The organism is Flavobacterium sp. MAHUQ-57 (assembly GCF_051908335.1).
Classification (GTDB): domain Bacteria; phylum Bacteroidota; class Bacteroidia; order Flavobacteriales; family Flavobacteriaceae; genus Flavobacterium.
This window is the reverse complement of the sequence record NZ_JBPZTE010000006.1, coordinates 96,414-120,996: the sequence shown is the minus strand read 5'-3', so window position 1 is coordinate 120,996 and position 24,583 is coordinate 96,414. Positions and strand designations below refer to the sequence as shown.

Below are 24,583 nucleotides of genomic sequence, written 5' to 3'. Positions count from 1 at the left end.
ATCATTTTAAGGCAACCATTTCTTTTCGAAATTCGGTTTACGTTTTTCAAGAAAAGCATCTCGCCCTTCTTTAGCTTCTTCGGTCATATAAGCCAAACGGGTAGCTTCTCCGGCAAAAACTTGTTGTCCCACCATCCCATCATCGGTTAAATTCATAGCGAATTTAAGCATTTTAATAGATGTTGGTGATTTCGCTAATACTTCCTGAGCCCATTCGTAAGCAGTATCTTCCAATTCATCATGAGGGATCACAGCGTTAACCATACCCATTTCAAAAGCTTCTTGTGCAGAATAGTTTCTTCCTAAAAAGAAAATTTCACGGGCTTTTTTCTGACCTACCATCTTTGCTAAATACGCAGAACCATAACCTCCATCGAAACTCGTCACATCGGCATCCGTTTGTTTGAAAATGGCATGCTCTTTACTAGCCAAAGTCATATCACAAACCACGTGCAATGAATGTCCTCCACCCACAGCCCAACCTGGCACCACGCAGATTACTGCTTTTGGCATGAAACGAATCAAGCGTTGCACTTCTAGAATATTTAATCTATGGTAACCATCGTCTCCAACATAACCTTGATGACCACGTGCTTTTTGATCTCCACCACTACAAAAAGACCAAATACCGTCTTTAGAAGACGGACCTTCGGCAGATAACAACACCACTCCGATTGAAGTATCTTCTTGCGCATCGTGAAATGCCATTAATAATTCGGCAGTAGTTTTAGGTCTGAACGCATTGCGTACATCCGGTCTATTGAATGCAATTCTAGCTACACCATTGCATTTTTTATACGTGATATCTTCAAACTCACGAACTGTTTTCCATTCTATTTTACTCATCTTATAACTTTTCTTTCTTTATCAATTTGAAATGTAAAAGTACTACTTTTGCCAAACTCCATTAAAACTTTCGTGCCCCATGAGAAAAAAAATATTAACAATCTTATTAATACTATTCTGTGCCATTTCTTATTCCCAAAATGACACCATTATCGATCATAAATTAAATTACAAAGTTGTTTTTCTTTCGAAGTCAGATTTTTCGTCAAAAAACTCTGATTCCGCTTTGGGTAAAATTAATTTCTACCGTTATAATTCTATATATGAGGGTGACATATATGCAATTAGCATGAGCGAATTTACAGAATTAAAACATAAGCTATCTGAAAAAGAAGTAGCTGCTATGGTCGTGGGTTTCAAAAAAGGTTTTTCGAATAGTTTAACTAAGGAAGGACGAGAATGCAACTTCATTTCTGAAAAAAAATTCAAATTCAAAAACGAATTTGAAGCTATCGAATTTCTGGGTAAAATTAACAATCAAATCGATTTTAAAATGAATTTCATTTTGAAAGGAAACGTAACTTATGCCCTCTTAGTAATTGGCCAAACTGAAAGTGAAAATGCACAGTTTTTTATGAATTCGTTTGATTTTATCGATTCCAATGGGAACTAAATCCATTTCAGACAAATGTTAAAATTTAAAAATTAACATCCTTTTTTTTGAAAACTACTTTCATTTTACATAACTTTATACAATTGAAAATCAACATTTTATATGTTGTTTTTTAAGTTCACTGATTTATTAATTTAAAATGAAATTTTTTGAAAAAAACTGTTTTAATTGTCGCTCTTACATTTAGTGCATTGCTTACAAGTTGTAACAAAAAAGTAGAGGAATCTACTCAAGAACAAATGCCTATTGAGGAAACTACTACGCAAGTTGTTGATAGTATTCAAACTGATACAGTAGCCCCTATGGATGAACCAATAGATACAGTTAGCAAAAAATAATCAGCTACGATCTATATACTCAATAAATATATCCACAGGTAATAAAGCGAATATTGGTTTTTGTATTATAACAATCCCCCCGAGTTGTTCTGACGACAAAAACACAAAAATTACATAGAATAAGAAAGAGTACAATAGTAACGATTTGCTCTAGTGAAAGAAATTATTCTATAAAAAGTTTATTTAATTTTTTGATTTGTAAAGATGCTATTATCGCTTTACGTATGTTATCGGTTATTTCAGAGAATGAGAGCTTAAAGTAATCAGGATTTGAGATAACAAGAGGGAAATGCCAATCTAAAGTAAGATTGGCATTTTTCATATAGATAACCTTCACTTAACCTTTAAATAACACAATATCAGTACATTTAACTCTAATAATTAAGAAAGGAGTTAAATGATGATTGAAATTATTTTAAAAATAATAGCTGGATTGGTATTGTTTCTTTTTGCAGTCAACAGTTTATCTGAAACTGTGCAAAAAGCACTTGGAGAAAATACCAAAAAGTGGATTTTAAAATTTACTTCCAATACCTTTATGTCTGTCATTACCGGAATCGTTGTTACCGGTTTATTGGATTCTTCTTCAGCTGTCATCATTATCACCATTGTATTTGTTAATTCAAAACTACTAACCTTCAAACAATCAATGGGAATTGTACTTGGTGCGAATATAGGGACGACTATAAGCAGTCAGATTATCGTCATGGACATTGGGAAATATTCTCCAATACTATTATTGATAGGTTTCTCGTTGTTACTACTCTCCAAATCTGGAAAAATCAACAATTTTGCAAAAGTAATCTTGTATTTTGGGGTGTTGTTTTTCGGTTTATTTACCATGGAACAAGCTGTAGAGCCTTTGAAGGAAACTTCACGCTTTGCTGAATTTTTAAAAAATACAGATACACCACTTTATGGCACTTTCATTGGCGCTATAATTACTTTAATCATTCAATCATCATCTGCAACCGTAGCTATGGCTATATTGTTGACCAAAAAAGGATTATTAACCCTAAGTGGGGCTGTCGCAATAATGCTTGGTGCTGAATTAGGCACCTGCAGTGATACTTTACTCGCTACCATCAATGGGAGCAAACAAGCCATCAAAACAGGGTTATTTCATCTTACGTTTAATATTATATCAGTAGCGGTCGGATTATTATTCTTCACACCATTTGTAACTTTAGTTGAAAGCATGGGTTATGGATTACCAATTGAAAGATCAGTGGCCAATGCCCATATGTTATTTAATATTGGCGGTGCTTTAGCTTTTGTTTCTTTTTTACCTTTGGTAGAAAAGTTACTCAATAAAGTTTTTCCTGAAAAAGAGAATCAATTGGAAATTCGTTTAAACTAAATAAATTCCGTCTTCTTTGATTTCGATTAGCTTTTGTTTGTAAAGTGTACCGATAGCTTTTTTAAAAGTCTTTTTACTCATTTTGAGTACCGTTTTGATATCTTCTGGATGCGAATTATCCGTTAATCGTAAGAAACCGCGACTAGCTTTCAATTCATCAAGAATATATTGTGCGCTTGGTTCAACTTTATCAAATCCGATTTTAGTTGCTGAAACATCAATTTTACCATCAGGACGTATGTTCTTGATATAACCAATGATACGATCACCAGTACGTAAATCGTCGTATACTTCATTTTTATACAACAATCCCTTGTGTTTTTCATTAATGATTACATTGATTCCAACTTCCGTAATATGAGAAACAATCAAATCGACTTCTTCCCCATTCTCCACGGTAATTTCGGAATTATCCAAAAATTGATTGGTTTTGCTCGAACCTACCAATCGATTGGTTTTTTCATCCAAATACATATAAACCAAGTAGCGTTTGCCTTGCTCCATTGGTCTCGCTTGCTCTTTGAACGGAACAAACAAATCCTTTTCCAGTCCCATATCAACAAAAGCACCAAAATTATTGGTATAATTCACTCTAAGTAATGAAAATTCGTTCAAGTAGATATAAGGCTCCAATGTCGTAGCCACAGGTCTTTCTTCCTGATCCAAATACACAAACACTTCCAGTTCATCTCCTATTTCGAATTGTTCAGGAACATATTTGTTAGGTAATAGAATGTCGGTTTTTCCATCCGTTAGATATAAACCAATTTTTGTATCTCTGGCAATGGTAAGTATGTTGAATTTTCCTATTTGAATCATTTTTCTTAGTATCAAAGCCGCAAAGGTACAAAGTTTACGACTTATAGCAATAAAAAAAGCGTTCCTGAAGAAGAACGCTTTATCGGAATGTCATTTTTACATCTTATTTGTAAACACTTTCTTTTTTAAAATGTAAGGTCAATAGATAATACACTACCGCTCTATATTTATTCTTATTGGATTTTCCATATTTTTCAAGAACCGCATCAATTCCTTTGTCTAAATCGGCTCCGTCACTTAACCCTAATTTTTTAATCAGGAAATTATTCTTAACTGTATCCAATTCCGATTGCTGTGAACCCGAAACTGTCGCGGCATCTGGGTTATAAATAGCCGGTCCGCAACCTATTACTACTTTTGTCAATAAAGCCATATCTGGTGTAACCCCACATTTTTCTTTAAGATCGGCTGCATACTTTGCAATTAAATCATCTCTCTTGCTCATAGTTTTGTTGTTTAATTAATTCTATTCCTATTATAAACAGAACTAACGATTTTACAAACTTTTTATTGCAACCTAGTTCAATCATTTCAAATTTTTAAAATAATTTAACAGTACACTATCATTTTCTTTCTCAGGCGTGAAAATTTCGAAAATAATTGGTTTTCCCGAAGATTGAAAAACATTCCAATTCGAGGAAATTCCTTCTACTGATTCAGCTGTTATATAGTTAAATCCGTACATTTTAGCCAAATGCTCTGCTGTTAAGTGATGGGAAGTCTCAAAATAAGTATTGAAGGTCTTCGTCTCTTGATGACCTGGTAAAATCCTAAAAATTCCACCACCTCCATTATTAATCAGGATGATTTTGAAATTTTGCGGTATATAATTATTCCAAAGTGCATTACTATCGTAGAAAAAACTAATATCACCGGTTATAAAAACTACGGGTTTATCGGTTTGTACTGCAGCCCCAATAGCTGTAGTCGTACTTCCATCAATACCGCTAGTACCGCGATTGCAAAACACATCAATATTTTTGTCTATTGAGAATAGCTGAGCATAACGTATAGGAGAACTATTGCTTATTTGTAATTGTATTGCTGTTGGCAATTTACCTAAAACAGTTTCAAATACCTTCAAATCGGTGAAAGGAGCTTTTTCCAAATAAATTTGATGCATTTTTGCCCGTAACGCTCTTATCTTTAAAGCGTTTAACTGATAGTCACTTTCGATAGAATTGGTTTTAGGCAAAAAAGTAGAGAAAAACTGATTTGGAACTACTTCAAAATGCTGACTCAAACAACCAAATGTATTATAGGCACGCAATTCATCAATATGCCAATGGTGTTTGGGCTGGTACTTTCTCAAAAATGCTTTAATACGTTTCGATACAATCATACCTCCAATAGTTACTAGGATATCAGGCTGAAACGCTTTGAAATCTTCATCCGTAAACGGAGTAATAATGGTATCTATATTGGTAATGAAATTAGAATGATGGGCATTTGAAGTCACTTCTGTCATAACCACAACACTGGAATCTTCTCCTAATCGATTTAAAAACTCTTGCGCTATTGCATCCGGATAATTTCCTCCCAAAAGAATCAGCTTTTTCTTTGATGCATTCCATAAATTTACAAATTCAGTGGTTGCAGGCTCTTCTTTAGCTTCAGTGAAAAGATTCACGAGTACAGGTCGAACAGATAAGTCTTCAACCGTTTCATACAATGGTTCTTCGAAAGGAACATTAATATGCACAGGCCCTTTTTTAGCATTGGCCACAAACAATGCTTCTTGAATTTTAAGATCGTTTTCTTCTGATGCTTCTTCGGTCAAATTAGCACTATATAGAATATGATTGGCAAATACATTTTCCTGACGAATCGTTTGACCGTCACCAATATCAATCTTATCATGAGGACGATCGGCAGAAATAATTACCAATGGAATTTGGTTATAAAAAGCTTCAGCAACCGCTGGGTAATAATTAAGCAATGCCGAACCCGAAGTACAAACAACTGCGACAGGTTTTTGAATTTGCTGTGCCATTCCCAAAGCAAAAAAAGCTGCACAACGTTCATCAGCAATACTATAACATGTAAAAGCAGTATTGTTAGTAAAACCAATTGTTAACGGAGCATTTCGTGAACCGGGAGATATCACTATATGTTGTAGTCCTTTAGCTAAAGAAATTTCAAGAATACTTTGAGCCAAAGGTATTTTAGGGTAAATCATTTTTTAAATTTCAGTATCGCAAAGTTACGAAGTTGCAAATTGATTTTCAGCATCATTTTCCTTCTCTTTTAAAATCAGAAATTGATAAAAAGCAAAGTGAGAAATGCCGTACGATAAAATCACCATTTGATAAATCGCTTCATTCTTCAGATAAAATTTATTGATAAAAAAAGCACCTATTTGAACAATAAAAAAGATAGAACTCACTAATAACCAATATTCTTTCGAACCTGAATTATTGATATAATTAATGATCGCTACACCTCCAAGAAAAGAAGTTAAAAAAGCATTTACTATCCATATATAATAAGATTCACCAAGATATTCGACCACAAAATTGATGATATAGAGATAAATCACAAAAAAAGGCACCAAAGCAATACCAATAGCCAATCTGTTTTTAACAGTGACTAAGTCCAACACCAACAACGAAAGGCAAAATTTAAACAAAACTGAAGAAAAAGTGCCGTAAACATATAGTGAAGAATCTTCAGTAGCAAAAAAAACAGATGCTACCTGATACAATACTAAAGCGACAAAATACAGTATAACTTTTTTACTGGAAGTTATATAATACAGAACCAACAATATGGGAATTCTGACAAACCAGAAAAATTGTTCGAATTCCTCAATTTCCAACAATGACGAAAAACTATACAGCAATAAATTTACAAAGTATAGAATTATCAGTACTTTTGAGGAATCTTGTAACTTCATGTATACTATTTTTCGCTGATTGGGGTAACAATATATAAATTTACAACTTAAAAACCATATTCCGGATACAATGTCTATTATAATTAGAGAAGCCAACATTACTGATATGGACGCCGTCCTTGAAATCGTTAATTATGAAATACTGAACACTACAGCTATTTGGGATTACGACACAAGAACATTAGTTGAGCAGGAAGCAATATTTAACGAGAAGCAAGAAAAAAAGTTTCCATTTTTAGTGGCAGAAAAAGAAGGGAAAATTATTGGATTTGGTACTTATGGAACATTCCGATTTAAAATTGGATACCGATTCACTGTCGAACATTCCGTATATATCCATAAAGATTTTCACGGAAACGGTATTGGAAGTCTATTAATCAAAGAACTTGTAGAAATAGCCAAAAAACAGCAACTTCATACAATGATAGGAGTTATTGATTCCGAAAATCTTGGTAGTATTATTTTTCACGAGAAATTAGGGTTCAAAAAAGTAGGACACATTAAAGAAACCGGTTATAAATTCGATCGTTGGCTGGATTCTGTATTTATGCAGACAGTATTAGAATAATACTTACGAAACAATTTCAAAACATCTTAACATTTAGGTAATTAACATCTAATGATTTCCTATTTTTAAATTAAACTTATTTTAAGATTTCTGATTGACATTTGTGCGAAAATCAAACAAACTCATGTCAAAAATTTACTATCTTATTAAAGTTGCATGTATTATTGCTGTATTTACACAATATACCAATAGTAATGCACAAACCGCTTCATTTGCTTCTACTATGACAGTTGCCAATGAAAATCAAGGCACAATCAATGTAAACATCACTCTAACTTCTCCAACCACTTCATCTGTTGATGTAGTTGTAAAAGGAAGTCCATTCAGTACGGCAAATACGAGTGACTTTACATATTCTACTCAAACATTACAATTTACATCTGGAAGCTCTACAACGCAAACCATCACCATACCTGTTATTGACGATTCGATTCACGAACAACATTCAGAATATTTTGTACTAAGTTTAGAAAACCCATCTGGGCTAACTTTAGGTTCAAATGTTTTCACCACTATTTATATTAAAGACAATGATAATGTGGCTCGAATTCCAAACAACAACATAACTTTAGATTACGTGGGAAGTTTTGATCCTTCAGGGGTGAGCAATAGTACTTGTGAAATTGTAGTTCATGATCCGACTTCTCAACGATTATTCACCATTAGTTCTGTATCCAAAAAACTGGATATTGTTGATTTTTCAAATCCGGCAAATTTAAGTTTAGTTTCTTCAATTGACATGACTCCTTATGGTGGAATCACTTCGGTTGCTGTTAAAAATGGAATTGTTGCTGTTGCCTCCCCAAATACTAATGAACAACTGAACGGTTCAGTAGTTTTTTTCAACACCAATGGCGTATTTCAAAAACAGGTTACAGTTGGCGCATTACCTGATATGATTGTATTTACTCCCGATGGAACTAAAGTCATGACAGCCAATGAAGGACAACCCAACGATGCCTACACAATAGATCCTGAAGGTTCTGTATCTATCATTGATATTTCAGGTGGAATACCTTCGCTATCTCAATCCAATGTTAGTACATTACTTTTCACTGATTTTAATTCACAAGAAGCTTCCTTGCTCGGTTCAGGCATAAGAAAAACCAAAAACACAAGTACGCTTTCACAAGATTTCGAACCAGAATACATAACCATTAGTCCTGATTCACAAAAAGCATGGGTAACTATTCAGGAAAACAATGCGATTGCAGAAATCAATCTTACCAACGCAACAATTGCAGATGTTTGGGCTTTGGGAACAAAAGATGTCAGCCAACCCGGGAATGGTATGGATATTTCGGATAACAACGGTCAAGTAGTAATTGCAAACTGGCCTATCAAAGCCTATTATATTCCTGATGCCATTGGTAATTATTCGGTTGCAGGCAGTACCTATGTTGTAACTGCAAATGAAGGTGATGAAAAAGAATATACCGGTTTGAATGAAAGAACAACCATTGGCGCCAGTACATTGGATCCGGTTAATTTTCCTAATTCGATCATGCTGAAAAACAACAACAATGCAGGCAGAATGCGAATCACCAATCTGAACGGAAATACAGATGCCGATGCTGCTTATGAAGAATTGTATTGTTTAGGAAGTCGTTCTTTTTCGATTTTCAATACCACGACAAAAGCATTAGTTTATGATAGTGGGGACGATTTTGAAACCTATATCGCATCAACAAGCCCGTTTAATTCACTTTTTAACGCCGATCATACTAGTTCGAATGCGACCAAAAACAGAAGTCGTGCCAAAGGTCCAGAACCAGAAGGACTAACCATTGCTGAATTAAACGGTCAAACCTTTGCCTTCATTACATTGGAAAGAACCGGAGGTGTAATGGTTTATGATATCACCAATCCTGTTGACGTTAAATTTGTAGAATACAAAACAAGTCGTAATACATCTGCATATGGAGGAGATAACGGACCGGAAGGCATCACTTTTATACCGGCAGGAAATAGTCCTACAGGTAAAAATTATATTGCAGTTGCCAATGAAATCAGTGGAACAATTGCACTTTTCGAAATCAATACGACGAATTTATCCAATGATGAATTCGAAACTGAACCAAAAACATTGACATTGTTTCCTAATCCGTCTGAAAACGGTATAGTCTATTTCAATAGAATGGCAACTTATGAATTGTTTGACGTTACAGGAAAACTGATTTCTTTTGATACAAATACTTTAACAATCAATACTTCTAAATTAAAAGCGGGAATCTATCTGGTAAAAACTAATGAAGGTGTAACCAGAAAACTAATTGTGAGGTAAAACAACCTAACCGTTAAAGTAAATAAAAACAGCCAGATTCTTCTGGCTGTTTTTTACTTATCTCTTTTGAAATCGTATCTTTGCAAAAAAATAATTTATGTCAAACATATATATCGGATATCATTTCACTGTAGAACCAAAAGAATTAGGCTCAGAGATTTTAATTGCAGAATTAGGTGAAAAACCTTTTGATAGTTTCATCGAAACAGATCATGGTTTTTCTGCTTTCATTCAAAAAGATCTTTGGAATGAAACTATTTTGGATGACATTTATATTTTAGAAAATCCAGAATTCAAAATCACTTATACCTTCGAAGAAATCGAGCAAACCAACTGGAATGAGGAATGGGAAAAAAACTTTGATCCAATTGACGTTGACGGTTTATGCCATGTTCGTGCTCCTTTTCATCCAAAAACAGAAGCTCAATTTGATATTGTAATCGAACCCAAAATGAGTTTTGGAACAGGCCATCATGAAACCACTCATATGATGATTCAACATTTATTGGAAATGGATGTAACCGGAATGAAAACTCTGGATATGGGATGTGGTACAGCTATTCTAGCTATTTTGGCAGAAATGAAAGGCGCACAACCTATTGATGCTATTGATATTGATAATTGGTGTTATTTGAATTCAATTGAAAATGCGGAAAGAAACAACTGTAAACACATCAGTGTCTATGAAGGTGATGCTGCACTATTGAAAGGAAAAAAATACGATTTGATTATTGCTAATATCAACCGAAATATTTTGCTAAACGACATGCAAACCTATGTGGATTGTTTGAACAAAGACGGAATCATACTTTTTAGTGGTTTTTACGAACAAGATATTCCTTTCATCGATGCATCATGTACTGAAAAAGGACTGACCTTTGTTAAAAAAATAAACAGAAACAACTGGGTATCACTAAAATACGTAAATTAGTAATAGTAAATTCCCTTTAAAAAAATTTGACAATACGTTATGGCAACTATAGAAAAAACACAAATCAAAACGACAGTTCTAGAAGAAGTAAGCATTAATCATGAGATAGTTCTTTATAATGATGATGTAAATACTTTTGATCATGTGATTGAAACTTTGATAAGAGTATGCAAACATGAGGAATTACAAGCAGAACAATGTGCAATTTTAGTTCATTATACTGGAAAATGTGCTGTAAAGACGGGATCTTTTGACGAGTTAAAACCTCAATGTACAGCTTTACTAGACGCTGGATTAAGCGCTGAAATCATTTAACAATAAAAAATAAATTTGTTAAATCCTGAAATCTGCATATCTTTCCATTTTAAATTTTAAAATAACATGGTAGAATACGGAAAAATACTTATCATAGCAATGCCTTGCTTCTTGCTATTAATTATCATTGAGAAATTATATGGCTATTACAAAGGAGTGGATCATGTTCCGTTAATGGATAGTGTATCAAGTATCAGTTCCGGAATTACCAATGCCACAAAAGATGTACTTCAATTAAGCATTACCATTTTTGCCTATGGTGAAATGGTTGATCATTTAGCAATCTTCACAATTAAGGAATCTGCTTTAGCTTACATTATTGCTTTCATTGCAATTGATTTCCAAGGCTATTGGACACATCGTTGGGCGCATCAAATTAATTTTTTCTGGAACAAACACGCTATTCACCACAGCAGTGAAGAATTCAATTTATCTTGTGCTCTTCGTCAATCCGTATCAACATTTATCAATTTATTTACCTTTTTGTTATTACCCGCAGCACTTTTAGGAGTTCCTGCCAAAGTAATCGCCATAACACTTCCTATTCAGTTTTTTGTACAATTTTGGTACCATACTAAATACATCAACAAGATGGGATTTTTGGAAAAAATCATTGTAACACCTTCTCATCACCGTGTACACCATGCTATAAACCCAGAATACATGGATAAAAATCATTCCCAAGTTTTCATCATTTGGGATAAAATGTTTGGTACGTTTCAAGAAGAATTACCCGAAGTTCCAGCAGTATTTGGAATTACCCGCCCGGCTGAAACTTGGAATCCAATCAAAATCAATTTTCAGCATTTATGGGTATTGATTAGAGATGCATGGCGAGCAGAAAAATTTTCAGATAAATTAAAAATTTGGTTTATGCCAACAGGATGGAGACCTGAAGGATTTGATGAAAAATATCCATTGCACAAAATTGACAATGTATTTGATTTCAAAAAATTCGGAACCGACAACTCCAAAACTCTGATTGGTTGGTCAATCACTCAATTATTGATCACACTTTTACTAATTACTTATTTCTTCGATAATATTGCTCAAATTATGGAAGCCAGCAAATTTGGAATCTTCTACTATGGTGCTTTTGTATTCATTACAGTATACAGTTATACCGAGTTGATGGATAAAAACAAATATGCATTCATTTGGGAAAGCATTCGATTCCTTTTTGCTATGGCAATTATCACCTTAACTGGTAGCTGGTTCGAAATAGATAGTACAATTCCTTATGGAACTTTCATTGTCACAGGTTATCTTACTTTATCACTTTTGGTTAGTATTTACTTTGTCACTTCTGAATTCAAAACCTTAGATCAACCAGTTTTAAACGCATAACATGAACAAATTTTTAAACTATTTTGTAGGGATTAGTGCATTCTATTTATTGTTAATTGCTATTGGTAAAGAAGACTTAGCTTGGTTTTTCAAGCCTTTATTATTACCCGGATTACTTTTGGCGACCAATAGTTACAACAGTTTTCCTACTAAAAAATGGCTCCTACTTGCTTTAGGATTCTCATGGTTAGGTGATATTATTTTAATGTTTGCTGATAAAGGAGAACTGTTTTTTATTTTTGGTTTGGTTTCTTTTTTAATCGCACATATTCTGTTTATTTTATTATTTATAAAACAAGACACTCAGTTTAGCCCCAATAAATTACTTTTCGGTCTCGGAATACTTGCCGTTGCTGGTTATCTATATACCATGCTAACGCTATTAATACCTTCTCTAGGTGAACTTAAAATTCCCGTATCGGTTTATGCTTTTGTCATATCATTGATGTTGATAATGGCTATACGAGGTTCATTAACTTGGATAAGACCTATGAACATATTGATTTTAAATGGGGCAATTGCATTTGTAACTTCAGATAGTATTTTAGCTATCGACAAATTTTACAATCCATTGCCGAACGCATCATTACTTATCATGTCAACGTATATTATAGCGCAATTTCTAATCACTTTAGGGATTTTAAAATTAAACCACGAATAATAAAAAAAGGCCTAAAGGCCTTTTTTTATTATTGTTTTAGTGTGGTAATTTATCTTTTACCAATCCATATATAAAAGTTCCTAAAAGAGCTCCAAAAAGCACTATAGCAACTGCAGGAATGCCAGCTCCCAAAAGAATGAAAATCGGTCCAGGACATGATCCGACTAAAGCCCAACCCAATCCAAAAAGAAAACCTCCAATAATGTAACGAGCAAAACCTTTTTCCTTATCAAGGATTTCAATCGGTTGCCCTTTAAAATCTTTAATTCCTTTTTTCTTGATAATCATCAAACCAATTACACCGGTCATTATTGCTACACCAATAATTCCGAACATATGGAACGATTGAAACATAAACATTTCATAAATACGATACCAAGAAACCGCTTCGGCTTTGGTTAAAACAATTCCGAATAACATCCCAACTGCAAAAAATCGAAATAACTTCATCATCTAAAAAATTAACGGAATTAAAAAATGAGCCATAACCAATCCGCCTAAAAAGAAACCGATTACAGCAATTAAAGAAGGTAACTGCAAATTACTTAAACCTGAAATGGCGTGACCAGAAGTACATCCTCCTGCATAACGCGTACCAAATCCGATTAAGAATCCACCAAAAATCAGAATAAAGAAACCTTTACCGCTAAATAGGGCTTGCGTTCCGAAAATAGCATCTGGCGCTAATTTACCGTTTGGCGCATCGATACCAATCGTATGTAATTGAACAATTGTTTTCGGATTTATATTGATATTATCCGGATTACTTAAAAAATGGTAAGCAATAAATCCTCCTACTATAGCACCCAAGACCACTGCAAGGTTCCATTTTTGTTCTCTCCAGTCAAAATCAAAAAACGAAGCACATTTTCCGGCACCAGCCATCGAACACAAAGTCCTTAAGTTTGAGGACATACCAAATGATTTCCCAAAATAGGTTAAGAGCAGCATAATCATACCGATCAAAAAACCGGAAACTGACCAGTGCCACGTTGTTGTAATAAACTCCATCTAAAAATATTTTTCTACAAAAGTATAAGTTTGTCACTATATTTGTTACACATCAATTGAAAAAGTAAAATTAATCCCGAATGAAGACTAAACTAGTATTGATTATTTTCTCATGCATTATTTTAACTTCTTGCATTAGCACAAAATCAACTATTAAAAACATTGACGACAGTGTTCCTGGACCCGCTTTAAACGAAGCATACAACAGTTTTGTTATTACACTAAAAGCGACTGATAAAAAATATGGATACCACGAGGATTACCCAGTAAATGTTGGCTTCACGAATTTAAAAGACGGGCCTAATAATCAAATCCGCTTTTTAAATGCCTTAGCCGGACCGAATGGTGAAAAAGTAACGTATGTAAAAAAAGATGCTTGTTGTCCTTTTCCAACCAAAAAGAGTGAAATGGGAGCCGGTACAATTGATATGTTTGAAGTCACTTGGGAAGGAAATAGCAAACCCGTAATCTTATACGTTAATAAATTTGAAAAGGGAGTTTTAATGATTCCTGTCGGTTTCACTGCAAGAAAATAACGCAATAATCGAACTAAGGCCCTACGATTTCTTATTTTTTACTACAATGAATTATGTGGAGAAATAGGTATTTGGCTCAGAGACGACATCTTTAGGCTAAATGCAGACTTAGGATATTTCATTGGAGAACCATTCTGGGGCAAAGGCATCGCCACCGAAGCTATTAAACAAATAACGAAATACACGTTCAATACATTTGATGCAATCCGAATTGTTGCAGGTGTTTTTGAATTCAATAAAGCTTCAATGAAAGCATTGGAGAAAAACGATTCTATTTTGAAAACCATACACAAAAAAGGAGTCATCAAAAACAATGAAATCCTAGATGAATGTATTTGGGTAAAATTCAAAGACAGTAATTAAATAAAAAACATCTATTACAGCTTTTTAAGAATAAGCATTCCTTTAAACTTTAAGATTATTTTCTGAAAAACAGAATAGATCCCAATTCCTAATTTGTTTAGGATTCAGTATCTTTGTGTTTTGCCTATATGTATGCAGCACTCTGAAGAAACTATTGAAATCATTGGCGCGAGAGCGCATAATCTCAAAAATATCGACGTTACTATCCCAAGGGAAAAACTAGTAGTGATAACCGGGCTTTCGGGATCAGGAAAATCCTCTTTGGCCTTCGATACCATTTATGCAGAAGGTCAACGCCGTTACATCGAAACGTTTTCAGCTTATGCCCGACAGTTTTTAGGCGGATTGGAACGTCCAGATGTAGATAAAATCGACGGTTTGTCTCCTGTTATTGCCATCGAACAGAAAACCACTAGTAAAAGCCCTCGATCAACAGTAGGCACTATCACTGAAATTTACGATTTTCTTCGCTTGCTTTTTGCCCGAGCTGGTGACGCCTATAGTTACAATACGGGTGAAAAGATGGTTTCATACTCCGATGAACAGATTAAGGCATTAATCATTGAGAATTTCAAGGGAAAAAGAATTAATATTTTGGCGCCGATCATCCGCGCACGTAAAGGACATTATGCTGAATTATTCCAACAAATAGCCAAGCAAGGCTTTGTAAAAGTACGTGTCAATGGCGATGTTCAGGATATACTTCCAGGAATGAAACTGGATCGTTATAAAACGCATGATATTGAAATAGTGATTGATCGCTTGGTGATTGACGCTTCTGAAGACAATGAAAAAAGATTGAATGAAAGTATCAAAACGGCCATGTATCATGGAGAAAACGTATTGATGATTTTAGACCAAGACACAAATGAAGTCCGCTTTTTTAGTAGAAATTTAATGTGTCCGTCTACCGGAATCTCTTATCAAAATCCGGAACCCAATTTATTTTCATTCAATTCCCCAAAAGGAGCTTGTGAACATTGCAACGGATTGGGAACGGTGAATGAAATCAACATTAAAAAGATTATACCGAATACAAAATTATCTATCAAAAGTGGTGGTATTGCTCCTATCGGAGAATACAAATCGACCTGGATTTTCAAACAATTGGAAACTATTGGAGAAAAATTTGGGTTTAAATTGACCGATGCCATAGAAACCATTTCGGACGAAGCCATGGAAATGATTTTGAATGGCGGCAAAGAGAAATTCTCTATAGAATCGAAAACGGCAGGAGTTACCAAAGAATATAAAATTGATTTTGAAGGCATATCCAATTTCATCAAGTCACAACATGACGAATCAGAATCAACTTCGATTAAACGTTGGGCAAAAGATTTTATGGATGAAGTGAATTGTGGTGAATGTGGAGGTTCACGACTGAAGAAAGAAGCCTTGTATTTCAAAATCAATGAAAGAAATATAGCCGAATTATCCAATATGGATATATCGGAGCTAACTAATTGGTTTTTGGATGTTGACCAGCATTTGACAGAAAAGCAAAAAATTATTGCTACAGAAATTCTAAAAGAAATTAGAGCTCGTTTACAGTTTTTAGTAGATGTAGGCTTGAATTATTTGGCTTTAAGCAGAAACTCAAAATCCCTTTCAGGAGGTGAAGCCCAGCGTATACGTTTGGCCACACAAATTGGATCACAACTCGTTGGTGTCTTATACATTTTGGATGAACCCAGTATTGGATTGCATCAGAGAGATAATGAAAAACTGATTCATTCATTGGAGCAGTTACGTGATATTGGAAATTCGGTGATTGTTGTAGAACATGACAAAGATATGATTGAGAGAGCCGATCATGTAATTGACATTGGACCGAAAGCCGGAAAATATGGTGGACAAATCATCAGTCAGGGAACTCCAAAAGAACTTCTCAAAGAAGATACTATCACCGCTCAATTCATGAATGGTAAGATGAAAATCGAAATTCCAAAGGAAAGAAGAAAAGGAAATGGAAAATCCTTAAAACTTACCGGAGCTACCGGAAATAATTTAAAAAATGTTTCAATTGAATTACCTTTAGGCAAACTTATTTGTGTAACAGGAGTTTCCGGTTCAGGAAAATCGACATTGATTAACGAAACCCTATACCCTATTTTGAACGAACACTTTTTCAATGCGGTTAAAAAACCACAACCGTTCAAAAAAATAGAAGGTTTAGAACATATAGACAAAGTAATTGACATTGATCAGAGTCCGATTGGAAGAACACCGCGTTCAAATCCGGCAACGTACACCGAAGTATTTACCGAAATACGCAGTTTGTTTACACAGACACCTGAAGCGATGATTCGAGGATACAAAGCGGGGCGTTTCAGTTTTAATGTAACCGGCGGAAGATGTGAAACCTGCGAAGGAAGCGGCGTACGAACTATCGAAATGGCCTTCTTACCGGATGTTTATGTAGAATGTGAAACCTGTCAAGGAAAACGTTTCAACAGAGAAACCTTAGAAATACGTTACAAAGGAAAATCTATTTCTGATGTGTTGAACATGACTGTGGATGAAGCCGTACCGTTTTTTGAAAACATTCCGAAGATCTACCGCAAGATTAAAACCATTCAGGATGTTGGATTGGGCTACATCACTTTGGGACAGCAGAGTACTACACTTTCCGGAGGTGAAGCACAACGTATTAAATTAGCAACGGAATTGTCTAAGAAAGATACCGGAAATACCTTCTACATTATGGACGAACCAACAACCGGTTTACACTTTGAAGATATTAGAGTATTGATGGATGTGATTCATCGATTGGTTGATAAAGGAAATTCGGTGTTGATTATTGAACACAACATGGATGTAATCAAATTGGCTGATTATATTATAGACATTGGATATGAAGGCGGAAAAGGTGGTGGTGAAGTCGTTGCAAAAGGTACTCCAGAGGAAATTGTAAAAAATAAAAAGAGCTATACAGCGCAGTTTCTAAAAAAAGAATTATTTTAGTCGGCTGATTTTTCTAGCCCCGATGGAAGTGGCATCCTTTTTTTGCTTTAAAAAATGGCAAAAAAAGATAGAGCGGACAGCGGGAAACAGCTCCTAATAACAATAAAAAAGTAAAAGATAAATGAAAGAAGAGTTTTTAAATGAAGATGATAGAATTCAGGACAAATTAAAACAAAAAACCTGGAACGAAATACGTACCAACGATTCATGGGCGATTTTTAAAATCATGTCGGAATTTGTGAATGGATATGAATCTATGGCCAGAATTGGTCCTTGTGTATCTATTTTCGGTTCGGCACGTACCAAACCAGAAGACAAGTATTATTTATTAGCAGAACGAATTGCTTACAAAATCAGTAAAGCTGGATACGGCGTAATTACTGGTGGCGGTCCTGGTATTATGGAAGCAGGAAATAAAGGCGCACATCGTGGCGAAGGAACTTCTGTTGGGTTGAATATAGAGTTGCCTTTTGAACAACACTTCAATCCTTATATTGACAAAGATAAAAACTTAAATTTCGATTATTTCTTTGTTCGCAAAGTAATGTTCGTGAAATATTCACAAGGATTTGTGGTTATGCCAGGTGGATTTGGAACACTAGACGAATTGTTTGAAGCGATTACACTAATCCAAACAAAGAAAATTGGAAAATTCCCTATTATCCTAGTTGGAAGTCAGTTTTGGAAAGGATTGATTGATTGGGTAAAAGAAATCATGATTGATCAGGAAAAAACTGTGAGTCCGGGTGATATGGATTTAATTCAAATCGTAGATACGGAAGAAGAAGTAGTAGAAGCATTAGATAATTTCTACAAAAAATACAATTTGAGTCCGAACTTTTAATACAATAACGCCCCAATTGGGGCGTTTTCTTTTTACAACTGTTATCTTTACTTTTCGAACTTTAAACAAACCAAATGACAAAGAAACATCGCATTTCCATTATGGTATTGATTTTATCGATATCAACTTACCTACTTGTTTCCACACAAAAAAAGGAATTGGAAGACGATCGATTCGTTACTTATATAGTCAATCCTAAAAAGAAAAAAGTTACTTTCTTTTGGAAAAATGAAAACAATGAAAATTTCAAGAATGCCAAAAATTTAAAGTCATGGCTTGCACAACATAAAAAGCAATTGATTTTTGCAACCAATGGTGGGATGTATAAGAAAGATGGATCACCGCAAGGCCTTTACATCGAAAATAGAAAGACAAAACAAAAAATAGATACTGCAAATGGTAACGGCAACTTCTATCTAAAACCCAATGGCATTTTTTATATCACTGCAGATCAACTACCGCATATCTGTTCTACACAAAAATTTATAGACAACGGTATAGTTCAATACGCTACACAATCGGGACCGATGCTAGTGATTAATGGAGAAATACATTCATCTTTCAAAGAAAAATCAACCAATGTCAATATACGTAATGGTGTTGGAATTTTACCTGATAATCGTATCGTTTTTGCTATATCAAAAAAAGAAATCAACTTTTATGATTTTGCGAACTATTTCAAAAAGCTTGGCTGCAAAAACGCTTTGTACTTGGATGGTTTTGTATCCCGAACTTATCTACCTGAAAAAAAATGGATTCAAACTGATGGTGAATTTGGAGTTATCATTGCTGTAACTAAATAAATTCACAACCAGTCAGTATTGATAAAAAAAGGTTGAAGTCCAAAAAAGCCAATTTTCTACAGTAAAATCATAAGCAAATAAACTTTATATTTGTGAGTACTAAAATCAATAAAAATGCAACATATCATTGATCGTTTTATCAGCTATGTAACTATCGATACTGAAGCTGATCCAAACTCCAATACCACTCCAAGTTCTGCTAAACAATGGGATTTAGCCAATAAATTAGTTGAAGAATTAAAAGCCATCGGGTTACAAGATGTTACTATTGACGACAAAGCCTATATTCAGGCTACTTTACCAAGTAATATCGATAAAAAAGTACCTACAATTGGATTTGTTTCCCATTTTGATACTACTCCTGATTTTACCGGAGCCAACGTAAAACCACAAATTATAACAAATTATGATGGTGGTGACATTATTCTGAATAAAGAACAAAACATCATATTATCACCTTCTTATTTTGAAGATTTGTTATTATACAAAGGACAAACTTTGATTACTACTGATGGTACAACACTTTTAGGTGCAGACGATAAAGCAGGAATTACTGAAATCGTAACTGCGATGGAATATTTAATCCAACATCCGGAAATTAAGCACGGAACTATTAAAGTTGGTTTTACTCCAGATGAGGAAATTGGTCGTGGTGCCGACTTCTTCGATGTTGAAAAATTTGGTTGTGATTGGGCCTACACAATGGATGGAAGTCAGATTGGTGAATTGGAGTATGAAAACTTCAATGCTGCTGGTGTAAAATTGAAATTCAAAGGAAAAAGTGTACATCCAGGCTATGCAAAAGGAAAGATGATCAACTCAATGCTTTTGGCCAACAAATACATTACCAAGTTACCCAAAAAAGAAGTTCCGGAGAGAACCAAAGACTATCAAGGATTTTTCCATGTCGTTCATTTTGATGGTAGCATCGAAGAAACAAATGTTCAGTTGATTATTCGTGATCATGATCGCAAAAAATTTGAGAAACGTAAAAAATTAGCGCAAAAAATTGCCGATAAAATCAACAAAAAATACGCAAAACAATTTGGCGAAGATATTGTTGAAATTGAGATCAAAGACCAATATTACAATATGCGTGAAAAGGTTGAGCCGGTTATGCATATTGTTGAGATTGCTGAAAAAGCGATGAAAAACTTAGGCATTAAACCACTTATTAAACCCATACGTGGTGGAACCGATGGTTCACGTTTATCGTATATGGGATTACCGTGTCCAAATATTTTTGCAGGTGGTCATAATTTCCACGGAAAATACGAATATGTTCCGGTAGAAAGCATGCAAAAAGCAGTAGAAGTGATTATCGAAATTGCCCAACTTACGGCGGATCAATAATTCATTTCATTCCAATATTGCAAATTCTACATGGAAGAAAAAAAATCATGGCAGCAAAATGATCTTTGGGAAAAAGAAATTGATTTTCTTAAAGCCATTATCAATACAACTCAATTAATAGAAACTACTAAATGGGGAGGAATAGTGTACACTATCAACAATAAAAACGTATTGGGAATTGGTGGATTCAAATCCTATTTTGGTTTGTGGTTTTTCAATGGTGTTTACTTAAAAGACGAAGCCAATTTATTGGTGAGCGGCAATGAGACTACAAAAGCCCAACGTCAATTGCGTTTCAATTCGTTGGATGAAGTAGATGAAAAATTAGTGTTGAATTACATCAATGAAGCCATTCAGTTGGAAGAAAAAGGTGTCAAACACAAAGCTGAAAAATCGCCATTGGTACTTTCGGCTTACTTTGAATCGTTTTTAGATTCCAATAAAGAAATAAAAAAAGCATTTGAAGCATTCAGTTTGACTAAGAAAAAAGAATTCGCAGAGTATATCGATACCGCTAAACAGGAAAAAACGAAAGAAACCCGTTTAGAAAAGATTACTCCTTTGATTTTAGAAGGCATAGGACTGAATGACAAATACAGAAAATAAGTTCCATTTTTGGACATAAAAAAATCCCAAACGTTGTTTGGGATTTTTTTATACATCTAAGAATTATATTATTTAGCAGCCAGAACGATACTTTTTTCTACAGAAACTGCAGAACGCTCGATTTTAAGCTTTCCTGACATCGTTTCAACTACTAATGTAGTTTCTGCTACTTCTACAATTTTAGCATGAATACCACCAATTGTAATAATCCTGTCGCCTATTTTAAGTCCGTTTTGGAACTCTTTTTCTTTTTTAATTTTTCGTTGTTGTGGTATAATCATGAAGATGATCATTACAACAAACATCAATAATAATGGTAAAAAACTTTGCATAATTATTTTGCTTTTGGAGTTACATTTGCCTTGAAGTGAATTACTTCATGACCAGTTGCTGTATTTGTTGTTAAATTAATATGTTTACTTTGTTGTCCAGGTTTTCCAGCTGAATTGAAAACAATTTTAACCTCACCCGTCTTTCCTGGCTGAATAGGTTCTTTTGTCCATTCAGGAACGGTACAACCACAGCTAGGTTGAGCGTTTACAATCAGCAAATCGGTTTTTCCTGTATTTTTTATTACGAAAGTATGTTCTACTTTATCTCCTTCATTGATAGTTCCGAAATCGAATTCCCCTTTATCTTGAAGCTCAGCGATTGGGTAATCGGCAATATTCATTTTTTTGTGTTCCTCTGACATTTGACTCGCAGGAATCATTTCCTGAGGTACCACCATATTACGATCATCGGTTTTAATAACAGCTAATTCTGATTTGTCTTTACATGACGTAGCCACAAACAAAGAAGCTAAAACTACTACAGTTGTTACGTTTTTAATCATAAAAAATATTTTACATTAATCCGCGGCCTACTTTTTTCAGTTTATCAGCTGCGGTAAAATCTTTAACTAAATTATCTAAAATTCCGTTGATAAATATAGAACTTTTTGGAGTAGAATATTCCTTTGCCAATTCTAAATATTCGTTAATTGTAACTTTTACGGGAATAGATGGGAATTTTAAAAACTCACAGATTGCCATTCTTAAGATAATATTATCGATTTCTGCAATACGTTCTGCTTCCCAATTTGGTGTTTTATCTGCATATTCCTGAGCTAATGCTTTCTCATTCAGAATAGTTCTTCTGAACAATTGCGATACAAAGTCTTTATCATCAACATCGTTGTATAATTTAGGTACTTTAAAACCACCATCTTCTGAATTGGTAATTGTTTTCAGTTGTTTTAGAATCAATGTATTCACTAGTGGAATATCATCAATCCAAGTCAGCTTATGATCTTCCAGATATTCGTACAATTTCACATTGGGTGCGATCAAATCAGTAAAAACAGCAACAACAAACTCTTTATCTTCTTCAAAAGTAGAAGTAGATTTGCTCATGTATTGTTTGTACAAATCACTATCTTTAATATCGTTAATCAGAATTTGAATGTATTCGTCATTAATCTTCCAATTATTAATTTTACGTGTTTCCAAGGCAATAGAAAGCGAGTTATTCTCAGATAGAATATGCAATACTTTATTGTTGACGAATTTTAAATTGGGATTTTTCTCTTCTTTAGTAGCCAAGTGTTTTTTACGGGAAATCTCAATAAAAGCTTCTTCTTTTGCTTTTATTTCAACCAAGGTAGAAATCATGATCAAGTACAGATCTTGTACATTTTCGATACTTTGAAACAAGAATTTTTCCTCTTTTTCAATACTATCTGAACTGTTTTGATGCATAGAATAGAGAGTTTGCATCACTTTTACTCGAATATGTCTTCTGTTTAACACTGGATAAGAACTTTTAAAAATTAATGAAGCGAAAGAATCTCTTTCGCTTCACAAAAATACAATTTTATTTATATTTTTCTAGAATAGTTAGAAATTTAGACTCTTTTGAAATAAGTCTAAAAGCATAACTGCCTGATTATCTTACGATTATTTAGCTAATTCTTTTTTTCTCAAATCGATACGATTTTGAGCAATTTTGAAAGCCGCTTCGTGAGTTGTGATATTGTTAGCATCTGCATAATCAAAAATTTCCAATGTGGTATTGTAAATATTTTCAGTTTTACGCATTGCTTCTGCTTTATCGTATTTAACGATTTCAGCATACACATTAATAATACCACCTGCGTTGATTAAGAAATCCGGAGCATACAAAATACCTCTGTCTTTCAACATTTGACCGTGTTTAATTTCGTTTGCCAACTGATTGTTCGCAGCACCAGCAATCACTTGTGCTTTCAATTTTCCGATAGTTTCGTCATTGATTGTAGCACCCAACGCACATGGAGCATAGATATCAACATCTGCAGTATACAAATCGTCACCAGTAAAGATTTTAGCACCGTATTTGTTACCAATTTCTTTCAAACGATCTTCATTAATATCTGAAATAACCACTTTAGCACCTTCAGCAGTCAAATAATCAACTAAAGTTTCCCCTACGTGACCGATACCTTGTACTAAAACTTTTTTACCATCTAAATTATCTGTACCAAATTTATATTTAGCAGCCGCCTTCATTCCCATGTAAACACCATAAGCTGTTACCGGTGAAGGATTTCCAGAACCTCCGATAGATTCAGAAATTCCTGTTACATGTTCTGTATATTTACGAATTAAATCCATATCCGCAGTAGTAGTTCCTACATCTTCTGCAGTAATATATCTACCACTTAATGAATTTACATACTGACCGAATTTTGCGATCATTTCAGGAGTTTTATCTACTTTAGAATCTCCGATGATAACAGCTTTACCACCACCAAGATTTAATCCAGAAATTGCCGACTTATACGTCATACCACGAGACAAACGCAATACGTCGTTTAAGGCTTCCCATTCGTTTGTATATTTCCACATTCTAGTTCCGCCCAAAGCTGGTCCTAAAACTGTGTTGTGGATACCAATTATTGCTTTTAAACCAGTATCTTTGTCGTTACAAAAAACAATTTGTTCGTGATTATCAAAAGAAACTTGACCAAATACTGGGTCAACTTTATGAAGTTCACTAGCTTTTAAAGATTCAGTAATCATAATGAATGTTTTTATAGTTTTGACCTTTTAAAAAAGTCGGTGCAAAAGTACGCTTTTAATTCAAGATTTTGCAATTTTAACACA

Annotated in this window: 26 protein-coding genes and 1 pseudogene; 16 read left to right on the top strand and 11 right to left on the bottom strand. The window is 34.1% G+C overall.

Annotated elements, in window-relative coordinates; genetic code table 11:
• Positions 1–6: 6 nt before the first annotated feature.
• Positions 7–846: a 1,4-dihydroxy-2-naphthoyl-CoA synthase gene (locus ACS8MM_RS00630; RefSeq protein WP_379711971.1), complete on the bottom strand. Its 840-nt coding sequence runs from the start codon at positions 844–846 to the stop codon at positions 7–9.
• A gap of 79 nt (positions 847–925) precedes the next feature.
• Here ACS8MM_RS00630 and ACS8MM_RS00625 point away from each other — a divergent pair, with 79 nt between their 5' ends.
• The 3 genes from ACS8MM_RS00625 to ACS8MM_RS00615 all read left to right on the top strand — a co-directional run bounded on the left by ACS8MM_RS00625 (position 926) and on the right by ACS8MM_RS00615 (position 3,157).
• A complete protein-coding gene (locus tag ACS8MM_RS00625) occupies positions 926–1,459 on the top strand; it encodes a hypothetical protein (RefSeq protein ID WP_379711969.1) in 534 nt (177 codons plus the stop codon).
• Positions 1,460–1,608: 149 nt separating this feature from the next.
• Positions 1,609–1,797 carry a hypothetical protein gene (locus ACS8MM_RS00620; RefSeq protein WP_379711967.1) on the top strand — a complete coding sequence of 63 codons (189 nt, stop codon included), beginning with the start codon at positions 1,609–1,611 and terminating at the stop codon, positions 1,795–1,797.
• 397 nt (positions 1,798–2,194) lie between these two features.
• On the top strand, positions 2,195–3,157 hold the full coding sequence (locus ACS8MM_RS00615; RefSeq protein WP_379711965.1) for a Na/Pi cotransporter family protein: 963 nt from the start codon (positions 2,195–2,197) through the stop codon (positions 3,155–3,157).
• On the opposite strand, the gene ACS8MM_RS00610 is transcribed toward ACS8MM_RS00615, so the two are convergent.
• From ACS8MM_RS00610 to ACS8MM_RS00595, 4 genes are all read right to left on the bottom strand, one after another.
• Positions 3,149–3,976 carry a CvfB family protein gene (locus ACS8MM_RS00610; RefSeq protein WP_379711963.1) on the bottom strand — a complete coding sequence of 276 codons (828 nt, stop codon included), beginning with the start codon at positions 3,974–3,976 and terminating at the stop codon, positions 3,149–3,151. The two genes, ACS8MM_RS00615 and ACS8MM_RS00610, sit on opposite strands and share 9 nt — an antisense overlap.
• 103 nt (positions 3,977–4,079) lie before the next feature.
• Entirely contained in the window at positions 4,080–4,421 is a 342-nt protein-coding gene (locus ACS8MM_RS00605; protein ID WP_379711961.1) for a DUF2853 family protein, read from the bottom strand.
• Between the two features lie 81 nt (positions 4,422–4,502).
• Positions 4,503–6,155, bottom strand: coding sequence for a 2-succinyl-5-enolpyruvyl-6-hydroxy-3-cyclohexene-1-carboxylic-acid synthase (gene menD, locus ACS8MM_RS00600; RefSeq protein ID WP_379711959.1), 1,653 nt, complete (start codon positions 6,153–6,155; stop codon positions 4,503–4,505).
• Between the two features lie 24 nt (positions 6,156–6,179).
• On the bottom strand, positions 6,180–6,872 hold the full coding sequence (locus ACS8MM_RS00595) for a hypothetical protein (RefSeq protein ID WP_379711957.1): 693 nt from the start codon (positions 6,870–6,872) through the stop codon (positions 6,180–6,182).
• A gap of 70 nt (positions 6,873–6,942) precedes the next feature.
• On the opposite strand from ACS8MM_RS00595, the gene ACS8MM_RS00590 reads away from it, so the two are divergent.
• The 6 genes from ACS8MM_RS00590 (at position 6,943) to ACS8MM_RS00565 (ending at position 12,978) form a co-directional block, all read left to right on the top strand.
• Entirely contained in the window at positions 6,943–7,440 is a 498-nt protein-coding gene (locus ACS8MM_RS00590; RefSeq protein ID WP_379711955.1) for a GNAT family N-acetyltransferase, read from the top strand.
• A 124-nt stretch (positions 7,441–7,564) separates the two neighbouring features.
• Complete coding sequence (locus ACS8MM_RS00585; protein ID WP_379711953.1) at positions 7,565–9,724, top strand: choice-of-anchor I family protein; 2,160 nt, start codon at positions 7,565–7,567, stop codon at positions 9,722–9,724.
• 97 nt (positions 9,725–9,821) lie between these two features.
• Positions 9,822–10,655: a 50S ribosomal protein L11 methyltransferase gene (gene prmA / locus ACS8MM_RS00580; protein WP_379711951.1), complete on the top strand. Its 834-nt coding sequence runs from the start codon at positions 9,822–9,824 to the stop codon at positions 10,653–10,655.
• 39 nt (positions 10,656–10,694) lie between these two features.
• Complete coding sequence (locus tag ACS8MM_RS00575; protein WP_379711949.1) at positions 10,695–10,970, top strand: ATP-dependent Clp protease adaptor ClpS; 276 nt, start codon at positions 10,695–10,697, stop codon at positions 10,968–10,970.
• A 66-nt stretch (positions 10,971–11,036) separates the two neighbouring features.
• Entirely contained in the window at positions 11,037–12,317 is a 1,281-nt protein-coding gene (locus ACS8MM_RS00570) for a sterol desaturase family protein (protein ID WP_379711947.1), read from the top strand.
• Between the two features lies 1 nt (position 12,318).
• A complete protein-coding gene (locus tag ACS8MM_RS00565) occupies positions 12,319–12,978 on the top strand; it encodes a lysoplasmalogenase (RefSeq protein WP_379711945.1) in 660 nt (219 codons plus the stop codon).
• A 36-nt stretch (positions 12,979–13,014) separates the two neighbouring features.
• On the opposite strand, the gene ACS8MM_RS00560 is transcribed toward ACS8MM_RS00565, so the two are convergent.
• Both ACS8MM_RS00560 and ACS8MM_RS00555 read right to left on the bottom strand, forming a co-directional pair.
• Positions 13,015–13,428, bottom strand: a complete 414-nt coding sequence (locus ACS8MM_RS00560; RefSeq protein WP_379714978.1) for a DUF6691 family protein — start codon at positions 13,426–13,428, stop codon at positions 13,015–13,017.
• A gap of 3 nt (positions 13,429–13,431) precedes the next feature.
• Complete coding sequence (locus ACS8MM_RS00555; protein ID WP_379711943.1) at positions 13,432–13,989, bottom strand: YeeE/YedE family protein; 558 nt, start codon at positions 13,987–13,989, stop codon at positions 13,432–13,434.
• Positions 13,990–14,069: 80 nt separating this feature from the next.
• Between ACS8MM_RS00555 and ACS8MM_RS00550 the strand changes: the two genes are divergently transcribed.
• From ACS8MM_RS00550 to ACS8MM_RS00520, 7 genes and pseudogenes are all read left to right on the top strand, one after another.
• Positions 14,070–14,525, top strand: a complete 456-nt coding sequence (locus ACS8MM_RS00550) for a 2-dehydro-3-deoxyphosphooctonate aldolase (RefSeq protein ID WP_379711941.1) — start codon at positions 14,070–14,072, stop codon at positions 14,523–14,525.
• Between the two features lie 27 nt (positions 14,526–14,552).
• Positions 14,553–14,888: pseudogene (locus ACS8MM_RS00545) on the top strand (GNAT family N-acetyltransferase); the annotation flags it as partial.
• 132 nt (positions 14,889–15,020) lie between these two features.
• Positions 15,021–17,852, top strand: a complete 2,832-nt coding sequence (gene uvrA / locus ACS8MM_RS00540) for an excinuclease ABC subunit UvrA (RefSeq protein ID WP_379711939.1) — start codon at positions 15,021–15,023, stop codon at positions 17,850–17,852.
• Between the two features lie 121 nt (positions 17,853–17,973).
• Positions 17,974–18,696: a TIGR00730 family Rossman fold protein gene (locus ACS8MM_RS00535; RefSeq protein ID WP_379711937.1), complete on the top strand. Its 723-nt coding sequence runs from the start codon at positions 17,974–17,976 to the stop codon at positions 18,694–18,696.
• Positions 18,697–18,770: 74 nt separating this feature from the next.
• The gene (locus ACS8MM_RS00530; RefSeq protein WP_379711935.1) at positions 18,771–19,499 is read left to right on the top strand and encodes a phosphodiester glycosidase family protein; all 729 of its coding nucleotides are present in this window, start codon (positions 18,771–18,773) and stop codon (positions 19,497–19,499) included.
• 114 nt (positions 19,500–19,613) lie between these two features.
• A complete protein-coding gene (pepT, locus tag ACS8MM_RS00525) occupies positions 19,614–20,852 on the top strand; it encodes a peptidase T (protein ID WP_379711933.1) in 1,239 nt (412 codons plus the stop codon).
• A gap of 30 nt (positions 20,853–20,882) precedes the next feature.
• Positions 20,883–21,458, top strand: coding sequence for a YdeI/OmpD-associated family protein (locus ACS8MM_RS00520; protein ID WP_379711931.1), 576 nt, complete (start codon positions 20,883–20,885; stop codon positions 21,456–21,458).
• 68 nt (positions 21,459–21,526) lie between these two features.
• Here the strand turns inward: ACS8MM_RS00520 and yajC are convergent, their stop codons facing one another.
• The 4 genes from yajC to ACS8MM_RS00500 form a co-directional block, all read right to left on the bottom strand.
• Positions 21,527–21,790, bottom strand: a complete 264-nt coding sequence (yajC, locus tag ACS8MM_RS00515) for a preprotein translocase subunit YajC (protein ID WP_379711929.1) — start codon at positions 21,788–21,790, stop codon at positions 21,527–21,529.
• 2 nt (positions 21,791–21,792) lie between these two features.
• Positions 21,793–22,293, bottom strand: coding sequence for a DUF1573 domain-containing protein (locus tag ACS8MM_RS00510; RefSeq protein WP_379711927.1), 501 nt, complete (start codon positions 22,291–22,293; stop codon positions 21,793–21,795).
• Between the two features lie 10 nt (positions 22,294–22,303).
• Positions 22,304–23,215: a transcription antitermination factor NusB gene (gene nusB / locus ACS8MM_RS00505; protein ID WP_379714976.1), complete on the bottom strand. Its 912-nt coding sequence runs from the start codon at positions 23,213–23,215 to the stop codon at positions 22,304–22,306.
• Positions 23,216–23,395: 180 nt separating this feature from the next.
• Positions 23,396–24,499 carry a Glu/Leu/Phe/Val family dehydrogenase gene (locus ACS8MM_RS00500; RefSeq protein WP_379711925.1) on the bottom strand — a complete coding sequence of 368 codons (1,104 nt, stop codon included), beginning with the start codon at positions 24,497–24,499 and terminating at the stop codon, positions 23,396–23,398.
• Between the last annotated feature and the right edge of the window lie 84 nt (positions 24,500–24,583).